This window comes from Hydrogenophaga sp. NH-16, from assembly GCF_004006415.1.
Classification (GTDB): domain Bacteria; phylum Pseudomonadota; class Gammaproteobacteria; order Burkholderiales; family Burkholderiaceae_C; genus Hydrogenophaga; species Hydrogenophaga pseudoflava.
Genome location: NZ_CP029344.1, coordinates 1,154,067 through 1,168,925, shown reverse-complemented (window position 1 = coordinate 1,168,925; position 14,859 = coordinate 1,154,067). Strand labels below are relative to the sequence as shown.

At 66.8% G+C, this 14,859-nt stretch carries 11 protein-coding genes; 5 read left to right on the top strand and 6 right to left on the bottom strand.

Annotated elements, in window-relative coordinates:
* Window positions 1-102: 102 nt before the first annotated feature.
* A complete protein-coding gene (locus DD542_RS05675) occupies window positions 103-717 on the bottom strand; it encodes a c-type cytochrome (RefSeq protein WP_066152759.1) in 615 nt (204 codons plus the stop codon).
* 103 nt (window positions 718-820) lie between these two features.
* On the opposite strand from DD542_RS05675, the gene yihA reads away from it, so the two are divergent.
* The gene (gene yihA / locus DD542_RS05670; protein WP_127804406.1) at window positions 821-1,549 is read left to right on the top strand and encodes a ribosome biogenesis GTP-binding protein YihA/YsxC; all 729 of its coding nucleotides are present in this window, start codon (window positions 821-823) and stop codon (window positions 1,547-1,549) included.
* Here yihA and DD542_RS05665 read toward each other — a convergent pair.
* Together DD542_RS05665 and DD542_RS05660 are read right to left on the bottom strand one after the other, a co-directional pair.
* Window positions 1,540-2,454, bottom strand: coding sequence for a lipid A biosynthesis acyltransferase (locus DD542_RS05665; protein WP_084397128.1), 915 nt, complete (start codon window positions 2,452-2,454; stop codon window positions 1,540-1,542). The two genes, yihA and DD542_RS05665, sit on opposite strands and share 10 nt — an antisense overlap.
* A complete protein-coding gene (locus tag DD542_RS05660; RefSeq protein WP_079366752.1) occupies window positions 2,451-3,326 on the bottom strand; it encodes a lysophospholipid acyltransferase family protein in 876 nt (291 codons plus the stop codon). Before DD542_RS05660 ends, DD542_RS05665 begins: the two co-directional genes overlap by 4 nt.
* A 139-nt stretch (window positions 3,327-3,465) precedes the next feature.
* On the opposite strand from DD542_RS05660, the gene metK reads away from it, so the two are divergent.
* Together metK and DD542_RS05650 are read left to right on the top strand one after the other, a co-directional pair.
* Entirely contained in the window at window positions 3,466-4,644 is a 1,179-nt protein-coding gene (gene metK / locus DD542_RS05655) for a methionine adenosyltransferase (protein ID WP_066257905.1), read from the top strand.
* Between the two features lie 165 nt (window positions 4,645-4,809).
* Window positions 4,810-6,888, top strand: a complete 2,079-nt coding sequence (locus tag DD542_RS05650; protein ID WP_127804404.1) for a PAS domain S-box protein — start codon at window positions 4,810-4,812, stop codon at window positions 6,886-6,888.
* A gap of 21 nt (window positions 6,889-6,909) precedes the next feature.
* On the opposite strand, the gene DD542_RS05645 is transcribed toward DD542_RS05650, so the two are convergent.
* The 3 genes from DD542_RS05645 to ccoG form a co-directional block, all read right to left on the bottom strand.
* Window positions 6,910-8,664: a 7TM diverse intracellular signaling domain-containing protein gene (locus DD542_RS05645; RefSeq protein WP_164868353.1), complete on the bottom strand. Its 1,755-nt coding sequence runs from the start codon at window positions 8,662-8,664 to the stop codon at window positions 6,910-6,912.
* A gap of 50 nt (window positions 8,665-8,714) precedes the next feature.
* Complete coding sequence (locus DD542_RS05640) at window positions 8,715-10,916, bottom strand: carotenoid biosynthesis protein (RefSeq protein WP_127804400.1); 2,202 nt, start codon at window positions 10,914-10,916, stop codon at window positions 8,715-8,717.
* A gap of 154 nt (window positions 10,917-11,070) precedes the next feature.
* Complete coding sequence (gene ccoG, locus DD542_RS05635; protein WP_127804398.1) at window positions 11,071-12,501, bottom strand: cytochrome c oxidase accessory protein CcoG; 1,431 nt, start codon at window positions 12,499-12,501, stop codon at window positions 11,071-11,073.
* Window positions 12,502-12,825: 324 nt separating this feature from the next.
* Between ccoG and groES the strand changes: the two genes are divergently transcribed.
* Together groES and groL are read left to right on the top strand one after the other, a co-directional pair.
* A complete protein-coding gene (groES, locus tag DD542_RS05630) occupies window positions 12,826-13,116 on the top strand; it encodes a co-chaperone GroES (protein ID WP_066152738.1) in 291 nt (96 codons plus the stop codon).
* Between the two features lie 44 nt (window positions 13,117-13,160).
* Window positions 13,161-14,804: a chaperonin GroEL gene (gene groL / locus DD542_RS05625; RefSeq protein WP_066152735.1), complete on the top strand. Its 1,644-nt coding sequence runs from the start codon at window positions 13,161-13,163 to the stop codon at window positions 14,802-14,804.
* The last annotated feature ends 55 nt before the right edge of the window (window positions 14,805-14,859 follow it).

Here is a 14,859-nt window from a genome sequence, read left to right as displayed (position 1 = left end):
TCAGTGGGCTGGCGGTTCAACCGGCATGCAATCGCACCCGCATTTTCTCGCCAAATATTATTGGTCGCTTATATCACCCCCGAGACCTCGGGGGTGTTCCTGTCAACGCAGGCCGGCGATGTAATCCGACACGGCCTTGATTTCCATGTCGTTCATCTTGGCAGCGACGCCGGTCATCTGGGCGTTGTTGTTGCGGGCACCAGCGCGGAACGCGTTGAGCTGGGTGCGGGTGTACTCGGCGTGCTGACCCGACAGGCGCGGGTACTGAGCGGGGATGCCGGACCCGGTGGGGCCGTGGCAGCCGGCACAGGCGGCGATCTGGCGGTCGGGGATGCCGCCGCGGTAGATGCGTTCACCGGCGCGGACCAGGTCCTTTTCAGTGGCGAACCCGGTAGTCGCCTTCTGGTCGGCCAGCCAGTAGGCGATGTTGCGCATGTCCTCATCGGACAGGGCAGAAGCAAACCCCTTCATTACCGCGTTGTCGCGCTTGCCCGACTTGAACTCCTGCAGCTGCTTGACCAGGTACTCGGGATGCTGGCGGGCGATCTTGGGGTTGGCGGGCGTGGTCGAGTTGCCATCGGCCGCGTGACAGGCGACGCACACCTGGCCGTACAGGGCAGCGCCCTTGGCAAGGTCGGGCTTGGCGGTCTGAGCATGAGCGCTGAACGACAGGACGGCCGCTGCGGCGGCGCAAAGAAGTGATGCAGGCAATTTCATGTCTGGGGCTGTCGTCGCAGGGACGGCGTCGGGTTGATTGGAATTCGCAGGGAAACAGAAGACAACCGGGGGATTTTACAATGGCCCATTGGTAATACCCCTGATGACCCACACCCCCACCACCTCCTCCACCGCCCCGCGCCCCACACGCCCGGACCCCAAGATCGCACACAGCTGGCTGCACACGGCGCGATTCCTGACCACCGCGCCACAGCTGGAGCACCTGCCGGCCCTGGATCTGCCGGAAATCGCCTTCGTCGGCCGCTCCAACGCCGGCAAGTCGACTTCGATCAACACGCTGACCCAGCAGAAGCGCCTGGCCTTCGCATCCAAGACGCCGGGCCGCACGCAGAGCATCAACCTGTTCGCACTGGGCAAGCAGGGCGTCACCGATGCGGTGCTGGCCGATCTTCCGGGCTATGGCTACGCCGCTGTGCCCAAGGAAGCCAAGCTGCGCTGGCAGCGCGTGATGGCCAACTACCTCGTCACGCGGGAAAACCTGCGTGCGGTGGTGCTGCTGTGCGACCCGCGCCTGGGACTGACCGAGCTGGACGAGGCCCTGCTGGAGATCATCCGCCCTCGCGTCGAGGAAGGTCTGAAGTTTCTGGTGTTGCTGACCAAGGCCGACAAGCTCAACCGGGCGGAAGCCAACAAGGCGCTGTCGATCGCGAAGCTGCAGGCTGGCGGCGGCGAGGTCCGGTTGTTCTCGGCACTGAAGAAGCAGGGCCTGGACGAAGTCGCGCTGCTGCTCTGGAACTGGGCCCATGAAGCGCCCGCCGCGCCCCCGGCTGCGGACGAAGGCGCCGATGACTCCGACGACGCTCAGCGATAGAACGAGGCTTCACCCGCCGGTCGGGTCTTGAAGCGCTTGTGCACCCAGTAGTACTGCTCGGGTGTTTCGTCGATCCACTCCTGCAGCAGCCGGTTCATGCGCGCGGTGTCGGCCACCACGTCCTCGGTCGGAAAGTCCTGCCAGGGTGGCAGCACCGTGATGTCGTAGCCCTCCGGCGTCAGGCGGCTCAGGATGGGCAGCACGCGAGCACCGCCCATGCGCGCAAAGCGCGAGAGCGAGGGAATCGTCGCCGCCGTCACCCCATAAAACGGCACAAACACCGAATCGCGAGGCCCGTAGTCCATGTCGGGCAGCAGGTACAGCGGCTCCCCGGCCCGCAGCGCGCTGACCAGGGCCTTGAGACCGGCGCTCTTGGCCACGATGTGCGGCTCGCCGAAGCGGCGCCGGCCTTCGGCCATCCACTGGTCCATCACCGGGTTGCGCTGACGTGCATACAAGCCACAGAAGCGCCGCTCCACATGGGCCGTCAGCCCGATCCAGCCCGCGTCCATGCCGACAAAATGCGGCGCAAACAGCAGCGTCGGGGCGGTGCTCTGCAGCTCGTGCACCGCACCACGCAGGCGCAGGCGGCTGCGGACCTGCTCTGCGCTCCCCTCCCACAGCCAGCCCCTGTCCAACCAGGCCTGGGCAAACAGCACGAAATGCTGGCGCACCATGCGCCGGCGCTGGGCGGCGTCATGTTGCGGGAAACAGAGCGCAAGGTTGATTTCTGCGATGCGGCGGCGACGGCCGACCAGGGCATACAGCAACCAGCCCAGCACCGCACCCAGAGCCCGCAGCCAGGACAGCGGCAGATGCCGGGTGATGCGCAACATGCCCAGCACCGCCAGGCTCAGCAAGGTTTTCAGCAAAGGGCCGCGCGAAGGTGTTGTGGAGGCCGTCATGAGGTGCGCTCTGCCTCCAGCCGTGCCGCATGGCTGACGCCTGACGGCGCCTTGTAGCGTTCGTACGACCACAGGTACTGGGCCGGACACTCCCGCACCAGGGACTCCATGGCGAGATTGATCTGGTGCGCCGCTTCCTGTGGGTCGGACGACAGCTGTCCACCCGCTTCCGGACGGAAGGGCCGCAGGCGCACCCGGTAGCCGCGCCCCCAGGAGAGTCGCTCACCCCAGATGAGCAACACGCGGGCCCCCGCCGTCAGCGCCAGCCGGGCCGAGAGGGTCATGGTGTAGGCGTCACGGCCGAAGAAAGGTGCCCAGACCCCCTGCCCTTCGGGCGGCACCTGGTCGGGCAAGAGCCCCACCCCCTGGCGTTGCTTGAGCGCCTTGATCAGCTGCTTGACCCCCGCGAGCGTGGTCGGAGCGGTCAGCAGGCCGGGCCGGCTGCGCGCCTGCTCCATGATCTCGCGCAGCCAGGGCTGGCGCGCCGGGCGGTACAGCACCGTCACCGGCATGCGGTCGCCAAAATGCTGGGCGAACAACTGCGCGGTGACTTCGAAGCACCCGAGGTGCGGCGTCAGGAACAGGACGCCATTGCCCTCGGCAATGGCCTGCTCGATGAGCTCACGGCCTTCCCACTCCAGATGCACAGGAGCGCCCAGCCACAGGCGCGGCAGCTCGGTGACCATCTTGCCAGCCTCGGCCACCGACGCGAGCGCCACCGAACGGGGAAAACCGGCCTGCTCAGCGTGGGCGAACAAGGTGCGCCGGTAGCGACCCGACAAAGCGAAGCTCAGCCAGCCCAACAGCCAACCGAGGCCATGCAGCAGCGGAAGCGGCAGGCGCGACAGAAACCGGAACAGAAGTGGATACAAAGCTTTAGAACCGGATGGGCGTAAAATCCGCCCATCGCCGAGTTATTGAACTAATTGCGGGGCGATTCACAAATGCCGCTAAAGCGTTCGCCGAACCCAGAAAGACCGGCAACGCCGGTTCAAACACTCTGGAGTTTATATGGCGAACGACTTCCTCTTCACGTCCGAATCCGTCTCCGAAGGCCACCCCGACAAGGTTGCCGACCAGATCTCGGACGCCATCCTCGACGCGATCTTCAAGCAGGACCCGCGCTCGCGCGTGGCCGCCGAGACGCTGTGCAACACGGGCCTCGTGGTGCTGGCCGGTGAAATCACCACCAACGCCCATGTCGACTACATCCAGGTGGCGCGCGACACCATCAAGCGCATCGGCTACGACAACACCGAATACGGCATCGACTACAAGGGCTGCGCGGTCATGGTCTGCTACGACAAGCAGTCCAACGACATCGCCCAGGGTGTGGACCACGCCAGCGACGACCACCTCAACACCGGTGCGGGCGACCAGGGCCTGATGTTCGGCTACGCCTGCGACGAGACGCCCGAGCTGATGCCCGCGCCGATCTACTATGCGCACCGCCTGGTCGAGCGCCAGGCCCAGCTGCGCAAGGACGGCCGCCTGCCCTTCCTGCGTCCGGACGCCAAGAGCCAGGTCACCATGCGCTACGTGGACGGCAAGCCGCACAGCATCGACACCGTGGTGCTGTCCAGCCAGCACGCGCCCGAGTGGAGCCTGGGCGACAAGATGAAGCCCGAGTTCAACGAGGCCATCATCGAAGAGATCATCAAGCCGGTGCTGCCCAAGGAATGGCTGCAGAACACCCGCTACCTGATCAACCCGACCGGCCGCTTCGTCGTCGGCGGCCCGCAGGGGGACTGCGGCCTCACCGGTCGCAAGATCATCGTCGACACCTACGGCGGCGCCTGCCCGCACGGTGGCGGCGCCTTCTCGGGCAAGGACCCGTCCAAGGTCGACCGTTCCGCCGCCTACGCCGCGCGCTATGTGGCCAAGAACGTGGTCGCCGCCGGCCTGGCGCGCCAGTGTCAGGTGCAGGTGGCCTACGCCATTGGTGTGGCCAAGCCGATGAACATCACGGTGTACACCGAAGGCACCGGCAAGATCAGCGACGAGAAGCTCAGCGCCATCGTGGCCGAGGTGTTCGACCTGCGTCCGAAGGGCATCATCCAGATGCTGGACCTGCTGCGCCCGATCTATGAGAAGACCGCTGCCTACGGCCATTTCGGCCGCGAGGAACCGGAGTTCAGCTGGGAACGCACCGACAAGGTGGAGGCGCTGCGCGCTGCCGCCGGTCTGTAAGTCCTTTGCCTTCCTCTGGACAAAAGCCCCGCATCGCGGGGCTTTTTTATGGTTCCAAGCAGCGGGTCACAGGTCCACAATGCCTGAAGTTTTCCGTCCGGCCGCCGATACGGGCTGAACGGCAACCCATGCCTATTGCAACGCCACGACCTGGAGCCTGGAACCATGGAAACCCCTGTCTGCCCGGATCGGACCGACAACGCCAGCCCCGAACTTGAACGCCTGGTGGCTTTGCGCACACAGGAGCTCAAGATCGCCCTGGAGCGCGCCCAGTCACTGTATGACCAGGCCCCCTGCGGCTACTTGTCGCTGGATGCCGACCTGCGTTTCGTCAACCTCAACCGCACCCTGCTGGACTGGCTGGGTTACGAGCGCGAAGAACTGCTCGGCCAGCATCGCGACCTCGCCTCGCTGCTGGAGCCGGAGTGGGTGGCGCTCATGCGTGTCCGCATGCAGAACCTGATCGATACAGGCCGCACCGATCCGCTGGAAATTGAGATTCGCCGCAAGGACGGTTCCCGCTTCCACGCCCTGTGCTCCTCGACCGCGGTGGTCGATGAGCAGGGCCGCTTCCTCTACAGCAACACCACGATCACCGACATCAGCGAGCGCAAGGCCGCCGAGCAGCGGCTGGCGGCGCACGACGCCTTCCTGCGCAGCATCACCGACCGCATCCCGACGCACCTGGCTTACTACGACAAGGACCTGATCTGCCGCTTTGCCAACACCGCCCATGCGGCGCGCAGCGGCCGGCTGGTCGGAGAAATGGTAGGCGCGCACCTCAGCCAGCTGGTGGACCCCGAGCAGTTGCCGGACATCCTGCCGCACGTGGCCGACGCCCTCAACGGCCAGAAGCAGACCTTCGAGTCCGAGCGCACCGAAGCAGACGGATCGCGCAGCTTCTACGAAATCCACTACATCCCCGACTTCCAGCTGGGCACCGTCGAAGGCATCTTCATTGAGCTGCACGACATCACCGATCGCCGCCGCACCGAGGAGTTCGTGCTGGAGGCCAACCGCGACCTCGAAGAGCGCGTGCGCGAACGCACCGCCGAGCTGTTCCAGAGCGAGCAGCGCTACCGCCTGATGGTCGACGCCATCCAGGACCACTGCATCTACTTCGTCGACGAGTCCGGCGCCGTCACCGAATGGACCGAAAGCGCCCAGCGCCTGCACGGCTTCACCCGCACCCAGATGATCGGCAAGCCCTATCTGCGGCTGCTGGCGGTGGACAACGCCGGTGAGGACGAGGTCGACCCGGCGCAGGTGCTGCGCCTGGCCACGGCCCATGGCCAGTGGGAAACCCGCGGCTGGCGCCTGCGCGACGACGGCTCGCGCTTCTGGGCGCACACGGTGCTGACCGCGCTGCGCAACGAGGCCGGCGAGCTGCAGGGGCTGTCCTGCATCACACGCGACATGACCGCCGCCAAGAGCCTGGAGGACGTGATGAACGACCTCAACAAGGAACTGGAAAAGCGCGTGGCCGAACGCACCCAGCAGCTGGTGGCCGCCAACAAGGACCTGGACGTGTTCTCGCACATGGTCTCGCACGACCTGCGCGCGCCGCTGCGCCACATCAGCAGCTTTGTCACCTTGCTGCAGGAGCAGCTGGGCGAGGTCAACGACCCGATCGCACAGCAGTACCTCAACTCGATCAACAAGGCCAGCAAGCGCATGAGCCTCATGATCGAAGGCCTGCTGGAATACGCCCGCCTCGGCCGCGTGGCCATCGAAGCGCAGCCGGTGCCGCTGGCGCCGCTGCTCGAAGGCCTGATCTCGCACTTGAAACAGGAGAGCCAGGGCCGGACCATCGAATGGGTGGTCGAGGACGACCTGCCTGTGGTGCGCGGTGACGCCATGCTGCTGGCCCAGGCCTTCGGCAACCTGCTGAACAACTCGGTCAAGTACACGCGGCCGCGCGAGAAGGCCCACATCGAGATCGGCTGGAAGATCAACCCCGTGGGTGGCCGCACCTTCTACGTGCACGACAACGGCGTCGGCTTCGACCTGGAAAAGGCGCACAACCTGTTCGTGATGTTCCAGCGCCAGCACCACTCGATGGACTTCGAGGGCACGGGCACCGGCCTGGCCCTGTCACAGCGCATCATCGAGCGCCACGGCGGCCGCATCTGGGCCGAAAGCGCGCCCGGCGAGGGCTGCACCTTCTACTTCACGCTGCCGTTCGAGGGGCCCGAGCCGGAGATGGACTTTCCGAAGTCGTCGATGGCCGACCTGACGGTCTGAGCAACCGGCCCGCCGCCGGGCTCAGACCTGCAGCGGCGGCTGAGAGAGGTGCAACACCACCTTGCGCGGATCGTCGGAGAGGCGGTCCAGCGCCCGGTTCAGGCGCGCCAGCAGGCGTTCGTCGCTGAGTGCATCCTCCAGCGAATCCTTGTCGTCCGGCGGGGTGCTGGAGACCAGGCGGAAGCGCAGCGGCAGTTCGACGGGCAGGTTGGGCACCTTCTCCAGCCCCTTGGCCACCACGTGCTGGCCCAGCAGCTTGAGCAGCTCGGGCTTCTGCGGACCTTCGATCAGCATGGCGAAGCGGGTGTCCGAGATGCGGCACACCGTGTCCACGTCGCGCACCACGCCGCTCAGGCGCGACGCCGCCACCACCAGCGCCCGGTCACCGGCCTCGCGCCCTTCGCGCGCCACGATGTCCGCGTGGTTGGACAGCTCCACCAGCATCACGCCGCAGCGATGCCCCGAACGGCGCGCCCGCTTGAGCGCGTCGCGCAGGCGCAGGCACAGCACCGGCGCGATCGTCAGCCCCGTCAGCGGGTCGGTGCTTTCCATCGCCCGCAGCCGCGCCCGGTTCTCGCTGAAGTCCTTGGCCCGCCGGTGCAGGATGTACAGCAGCAGAGGGATCTCGATCGCCGAGCCGATCAGCACCCCGTACTGCGTGGCCAGGCTGTCGGGCAGCACGCCGGCACTGCGCAGCGCCGGGAACGGGTACCCCAGGTGGACCGGCAGGAAGCCCAGGAAGAGCCAGCCGGCGTAGGTTTCGCCCCGGCGCCAGGTCCAGAGGCAGAGCGCAATGCTCAGCACCACCGACAGCAGGCCGTAGAGGTTGAGCAGCTTGAAGGCCAGCGGCGACAGCAGGGCCGCATAGACCAGGGAATAGACCACGCCGAACAGCGACCAGGCCACCACGAAGCGGTCGACACCCCGGGAATGGCGTGGCACCGCACAGGCCTCGCGCACGAACCAGATGCCCGAGCCGGTGAGCCAGAGCATGAAGAACGACGGCGCCAGATCGTTCCACACGGCCCAGTGGGGCCAGAAGAACAGCCCCCCGATACCAGTGAACGAGGCCTGGAAGCCCAGCATGGACGCCACGTAGAAACAGTAGGCGACAAAGGCCCGGTCACCATAGAGCCGGACGTGGACCCAGCCCAGGAACAGCACCAGCAGCCCGAACCCGAGGTAGCCGCCGATGAACAGGAAGGTGGTGTAGCGCTTGGACTGCAGGTTCTCTTCGGTCAGCAGCTGCAGCCGAGGGCTGGTGGGCGCCGGCGCGTTGGCCAGCCGCAGCCACAGTGGTTCGGTGAGCAGGGGATCGACCGAAAACACCGGCGTCTGGTCGGGGTGGCTCCACTGGGCCACCGGCAGGTGGTCGCCCGCACGCTGCTCGGTCCATCCACCGTCCGCCCCGCGGGTGTAGAGGCGGGCATCGTTGGTGAAGGCGGCCGCGGTCAGCATCAGGTACCAGCGCCGCCGGGAGTCCAGCTGGCCAGGCTCGATGCGGACCCACAGCGCCGACGAACCGAGCTCGAAGGACCGGTAGTGGTCCATCGCCTCCCAGGTGCCCGCGGGTTCGGCGGCGACCTGGTCCACCGTGGCGCTGCCGGAGGAGTCGATCCAGAACCGCGTGGACAGTGTGATGTCGCCCTCGCCCGGCACCTTGTCGGCCCGGGCCGTCAGGGGCAGCAGCGCGGCCAGCGCCAGCAGTCCCAGCAACACCATGCGCCAACAGGCATGGAAGCTGGTGCGGAGGCGGGCAGTGGCGCTGGACGGCATGGCCGGATCGTAGCGGCTGCACCGCGCAGCTGTTACAACTTTCACGCCACTCATCCGGCCTTGGCGCCATCTGTCGCGTGAACGCCTCGAAGCGGTCGCCGGTGCCAGTCGCCGGTGGTCGTCAGCCGGTCTTCCAGCCGGTTCACCCAGCTTGGCGCGAGCGGGTCGTGGCTCCAGCCGGCGATCAGCTCGCCCATGGGATTGAGCACCCGGTCCGGCAGCGCCAGGGGCCGGGTCTGGTTCATCAGGAAGCGGGTGAGCAGGTGGTAGCCGACGGCGCGGGTGAACAGCCGGGACAGCGAGAAGCCGGGCACCACCAGGCCGACGACACCGTCTGTCACGCCCACCAGCAGGCGCCCGACCTGGAACACCAGCCGCGTGGCCCATGAGACGTGCTCGTCGATGCCGATGCGGGCCGCCGTCTCGGGCCCGATCAGCCACCGGGTCAGCGGCACCGGCAGGCCGCGCAGCACCGGCACGCGGATCGAATGCGCCATGGCCGCCACGAGCGCCCGGCCCAGCGGCGGCCGCGGGTCGGCCTGGCCGGGCAGCAGCGGGGCCTGGGCCTGCAGCAGGTCGAACAGCGTGGCCGCCTCGTCCATGGTCCAGGCCATGAGCTCGCGGCGCACGCCCAGCACATGGCCCATCACGTTCCAGGCGTGCAGGTAGGCCTCCTCGTCCTCGCGCGGCAGGCCCAGCCCGAGGGTGCGCATGCCCTTGAGGAAGGAGTAGCTGAAGGTCAGCAGGGTGTAGGCCAGTTCGATCTGGTTGCAGGGCAGGCCCTGGGCGTCGACGTCCCAGCCGTGCGCGGCGAGTGCGCGGTGCATGCTGCGGTCGGCGCCCGCCAGCAACTGCGGCAGCACGCGACCTCGCACTTTCTGCGGATCGCCGCGCAGGATCAGATGGCGGATCGTGGCGTGGATCAGCCGCACCTTGAGCACCTGGGCCACGCCCGAGCCTTCGGGGTCGGTCAGACCGCCCTTCATCATCACCGGGAACACCATGGCCGCGGTCTGGCGGATGCGGTGTTCGGTGTGCTGTTCCAGCTGGCCGGCGATGTGCAGCACCTCGGCCAGCTGCGGCATCACGTAGCACTCGGGCAGGCTGGAGCAGAACAGCAGGGTGCAGGACAGCGGGCCGTGCTCCATGAAGATCGCCTCGGTCCGTGCGATCTTGCCCGCGTCGGCCCAGTCGGGCAGCGCCCGGGCCTGGGCCACATAGGCCTCCAGCGCAGCCGCCACCTCGGGGTCGGCCGGGCTGGCCGCCGCCCAGCCCGGCGCCAGCGCCGCGTTGTGGGTCCAGGCCGACATCAGCTGGTTGGCCTGCGCCAGGCGGGTCGCCCCCTCGCCCGTGACCGCGCTGTCGCCCGTGCGCCGGCCGATCAGGGCGGTGATGGTGTCGTCCGCTGTCGGGTCGGCCTGCATCGACTGGGCGGCCAGATCCAGCCCGGCCAGCGGACGCGCATGGGCGGCGCGCTGGTGCGGGTGGGACCACTGGCGCCAGACGGCCCAGGCCACGACCACCGGCAGACCCATCGCAAAGAAGGCGATGGCCCGCACCTCGATGGGGTGGCCCAGCAGCACCTGGAACACCAGCCCGCTGGCGTAGATGAGGATGGGCACCAGCACCGCCAGCGGCAGGCCATCCGCGGGCGGTGGCGAGCGGCGCGGCGCGGCCAGCGCCTGGAAGCTGCCAACGATCAGCAGCGACACCGCCATCCAGCCGGCAAAGCCCTGCAGGGTCTCGCCGAACCAGCCGCCGTCGGTCTTCTGCATGATCCAGGCCTTGAGCACAAACACGAAGTACGGGTCGGCGCCCAGGTCGAAGGCGGTGATCACCATCGCCGCCAGCCAGGCCGTCAGCAGGCCACTGCGGAAACCTGGATTCGCGTGGACCGGCTGGCGCCAGAGCATCAGCGAGGCCATCACGTAGCCGATCAGCGCCAGCGCGAACCACATGAGCGGAATGGCCATCGGCACGTCCCCCAGGCGCGGGCCGAGCACCTCGGTGTAGGTGTAGCGGCCGAAGAACCAGCCGTGCGAGGAGCCCATCTGTTCGGCGAACCAGCCCAGGCCCAGGGCCAGCAGCATCAGGGCGCGCGTCCGCCGGTAGCCCAGCAGCCGGGTGGCCGACCAGGCGCAGACCCAGAACATCACGGCGCACGAAACCACCAGAGCCAGGGTGAGGCCGGGGTAGTGCCAGGCGGTCCAGATCAGCAGCAGCGCCGTGCCAGCCGCCGCCGCCTGGAACACGGCGCGGTCAAGAACAGATGGGGCGGAGGAAGTGAGGGCAAAAGAAGGGGCCACAGCCAACGGCTTTCATTGCTTGGTCAACCCCCTTGGGCCGGCATTGTGACCGCAAGCACGGCGCGATACCCGCGCGGGTTTCCCACGCGCGCAGGCCGCGTCAGCGCGGTACGAGGAAGGTGGTCTTCTCGTCCAGCCGGATCGCCTCGTCGGTGCTCGACTGCAGCCGGAACACGATGGGGTGCGAGCCGCTCGCGGCGCCCGGGGGCACCTGCACCCGCACGGCCAGCGTGCGCACCTCGGTCGGCAGCACGTCCACCACCGGTTCCGAGGCCAGCGCGATGCCCTCCATGCCCTCCACCGCCAGCCGGATCAGCTGCCGGTCCTCGGTGGCGTTCATGATCTGCAGGCGGTAGACGTTCTCGATCCGCCCCTGGTCGACCATGCGGGCGAGCGCGCCGCGGTCGCGGATCACGTCCACCTTCATCGGCACGCGCAGGTACAGGCTCACGCCCACCGCCACCGCGATCGCCCCCAGGATGGCCGAATACACCAGCACGCGCGGGCGCAGCGCGCGGCGGATCGTCTGTGCCTTGTCCCAGCCGCCGGTCATGGCGTTCTGGGTCGAGTACTTGACCAGACCGCGCGCGTAGCCGAACTTGTCCATCACCTCATCGCACACGTCGGCGCAGGCGCCGCAGCCGATGCACTCGTACTGCAGGCCCTTGCGGATGTCGATGCCGGTGGGGCAGACCTGCACGCACAGCGTGCAGTCCACACACGAACCCAGGCCCTTCTCCTTCGGATCGACTTTCTTGCCGCGCGAGCCGCGCGGTTCGCCGCGGGCGGCGTCGTAGGTCACGATCAAGGTGTCCTTGTCGAACATCGCGCTCTGGAAGCGGGCATAGGGGCACATGTACTTGCAGACCTGCTCGCGCATGAAGCCTGCGTTGCCGTAGGTGGCGAAGCCGTAGAAGAAGATCCAGAAGGTCTGCCAGGCACCCATGCTGCCCGCCAGCACCTCGGCGGTCTGGGCACGGATCGGCGTGAAGTAGCCCACGAAAGTGAAGCCGGTCCACAGCGCAAACAGCACCCAGGCCAGGTGCTTGGCACCGCGGCGGGCGAACTTGGCGCCGCTCATGGGCGCGTCGTCCAGCCGGATGCGGGCCGCGCGGTCGCCCTCGATCCGCTTCTCGATCCACATGAAGATCTCGGTGTAGACCGTTTGCGGGCAGGCGTAGCCGCACCACAGGCGCCCGGCCACCGCGGTGAACAGGAACAGCGACAGCGCCGACATCACCAGCAGGCCGGTGAGGTAGATGAAGTCCTGCGGGTACAGCACCAGACCACCCAGGTAGAAGCGGCGCGAGAGCAGGTCGAACAGCACCGCCTGGCGCCCGTTCCAGTTGAACCAGGGCAGCGCATAGAACAGGATCTGGGTGAACCAGACCGCGGCCCAGCGCAGGTGGGTGAAGGTGCCGCTGACCGAACGTGTCTGGATCTTCCGGCGCGACTCGTACAGGGAGATTTCAACGGCGTCCGGCTCGGGACTGGCCGCCGGTGCGGCGGTGGCTGCAGTGGTGGTGGACATGGTGAGGGTGGGGGAAAGTCTGCCGATGTCTGCCACTTTCCAAGAACCGTGCCAGACGAAAAATTCTTTGAATTCAGGCACTTGCCATCGGCCAAGTCTCTGCGAAACACTGCCAATCCGCCAATGGCTGCCAATATGGCAGATCATCTGGCAGCCTGGAATTTCCGGGGACGCACTTGAAATGGGCAGGACCGGCCCTTATGATTAGCACTCGCTGGAGTTGAGTGCTAACACCCGACTCCCAGTCGATCCGCGGGGCCCAGCCCCATGGCCAGTGGCCCCGCCCATCTGACCCCCAACATTTGATCCATTTCAGGAGATGCAATGAACCTTCGTCCTCTCGCCGATCGCGTGATCGTCAAGCGCATTGACAGCGAAACCAAGACCGCCTCCGGCATCGTCATCCCCGACGCCGCCGCCGAGAAGCCCGACCAGGGCGAAGTCCTGGCCGTCGGTCCCGGCAAGAAAAACGACAAGGGCGAACTGTCCGCCATGAACGTCAAGGTCGGTGACCGCGTTCTGTTCGGCAAGTACAGCGGCCAGACCGTCAAGGTCGATGGCAACGAACTGCTGGTCATGAAGGAAGACGACCTGTTCGCGGTCGTCGAGAAGTAATTCTTCCCTCATCCATCCCCATTTACTGAATCGGAGAAATCAACATGGCAGCAAAAGACGTCATTTTCGGCGGCGAAGCCCGCGCCCGCATGGTTGAAGGCGTGAACGTCCTGGCCAACGCGGTCAAGACCACCCTGGGCCCCAAGGGCCGCAACGTGGTGCTCGAGCGCTCCTTCGGCGCCCCCACCGTGACCAAGGACGGTGTGTCCGTGGCCAAGGAAATCGAACTCAAGGACAAGCTCCAGAACATGGGCGCCCAGATGGTCAAGGAAGTTGCTTCCAAGACTTCGGACAACGCCGGTGACGGCACCACCACCGCCACCGTGCTGGCCCAGGCCATCGTGCGCGAAGGCATGAAGTACGTGGCCGCCGGCATGAACCCGATGGACCTGAAGCGCGGTATCGACCGTGCCGTCGAGTCCCTGATCGCCGAGCTGAAGAAGGCCTCCAAGCCCACCACCACCAGCAAGGAAATCGCCCAGGTCGGCTCCATCTCCGCCAACAGCGACACCTCCATCGGCGAGATCATCGCCAACGCGATGGACAAGGTCGGCAAGGAAGGCGTGATCACCGTGGAAGACGGCAAGTCGCTGCAAAACGAACTCGACGTGGTCGAGGGCATGCAGTTCGACCGCGGCTACCTGTCGCCCTACTTCATCAACAACCCCGAGAAGCAGGCCGCCCTGCTGGACAACCCGTTTGTCCTGCTGTTCGACAAGAAGATCAGCAACATCCGTGACCTGCTGCCCACGCTGGAAGCCGTGGCCAAGGCCGGCCGTCCGCTGCTGATCATTGCCGAAGACGTCGAAGGCGAAGCCCTGGCGACGCTGGTGGTCAACACCATCCGCGGCATCCTGAAGGTTGTCGCCGTCAAGGCCCCTGGCTTCGGCGACCGCCGCAAGGCCATGCTGGAAGACATCGCCATCCTGACCGGCGGCAAGGTCATCGCCGAAGAAGTCGGCCTGACCCTCGAGAAGGTGACGCTGGCCGACCTGGGCCAGGCCAAGCGCATCGAAGTGGGCAAGGAAAACACCACCATCATCGACGGCGCCGGCGCTGCCGCTGACATCGAAGCCCGCGTGAAGCAAATCCGCGTGCAGATCGAAGAAGCCACCAGCGACTACGACCGCGAGAAGCTGCAAGAGCGCGTGGCCAAGCTGGCCGGCGGCGTGGCCGTCATCAAGGTCGGTGCCGCCACCGAAGTCGAGATGAAGGAAAAGAAGGCCCGCGTGGAAGACGCCCTGCACGCCACCCGCGCTGCCGTGGAAGAAGGCATCGTCGCCGGTGGTGGCGTGGCCCTGCTGCGCGCCAAGCAAGCCGCTGGCGCCATCAAGGGTGACAACGCCGACCAGGACGCCGGCATCAAGCTGGTCCTCAAGGCCATCGAAGCCCCGCTGCGCGAAATCGTGGCCAACGCCGGTGGCGAGCCCTCCGTCGTGATCAACAAGGTGCTGGAAGGCAAGGGCAACTTCGGTTTCAACGCCGCCAACGACACCTACGGCGACATGATCGAAATGGGTATCCTGGACCCGACCAAGGTGACCCGCACCGCGCTGCAGAACGCCGCCTCCGTGGCGTCCCTGATGCTGACGACCGAGTGCATGGTCGCCGAGTCCCCCAAGGACGACGCACCCGCCATGCCCGGTGGCGGCATGGGCGACATGGGCGGCATGGGCATGGGCATGTAATGCACTGACCCGGCCCGGGGGCTTCGGCCCCCTGCCCAACAAAAGCCCCGCAAGG

Coding starts and splice junctions, on each gene's coding strand:
- DD542_RS05650 (WP_127804404.1), top strand. CDS start 4,810: ATGGAAACCCCTGTCTGCCCGGATCGGACCGACAACGCCAGCCCCGAA.
- DD542_RS05645 (WP_164868353.1), bottom strand. CDS start 8,664: ATGCCGTCCAGCGCCACTGCCCGCCTCCGCACCAGCTTCCATGCCTGT.
- groES (WP_066152738.1), top strand. CDS start 12,826: ATGAACCTTCGTCCTCTCGCCGATCGCGTGATCGTCAAGCGCATTGAC.
- groL (WP_066152735.1), top strand. CDS start 13,161: ATGGCAGCAAAAGACGTCATTTTCGGCGGCGAAGCCCGCGCCCGCATG.
- DD542_RS05665 (WP_084397128.1), bottom strand. CDS start 2,454: ATGACGGCCTCCACAACACCTTCGCGCGGCCCTTTGCTGAAAACCTTG.
- yihA (WP_127804406.1), top strand. CDS start 821: ATGACCCACACCCCCACCACCTCCTCCACCGCCCCGCGCCCCACACGC.
- ccoG (WP_127804398.1), bottom strand. CDS start 12,501: ATGTCCACCACCACTGCAGCCACCGCCGCACCGGCGGCCAGTCCCGAG.
- DD542_RS05675 (WP_066152759.1), bottom strand. CDS start 717: ATGAAATTGCCTGCATCACTTCTTTGCGCCGCCGCAGCGGCCGTCCTG.
- metK (WP_066257905.1), top strand. CDS start 3,466: ATGGCGAACGACTTCCTCTTCACGTCCGAATCCGTCTCCGAAGGCCAC.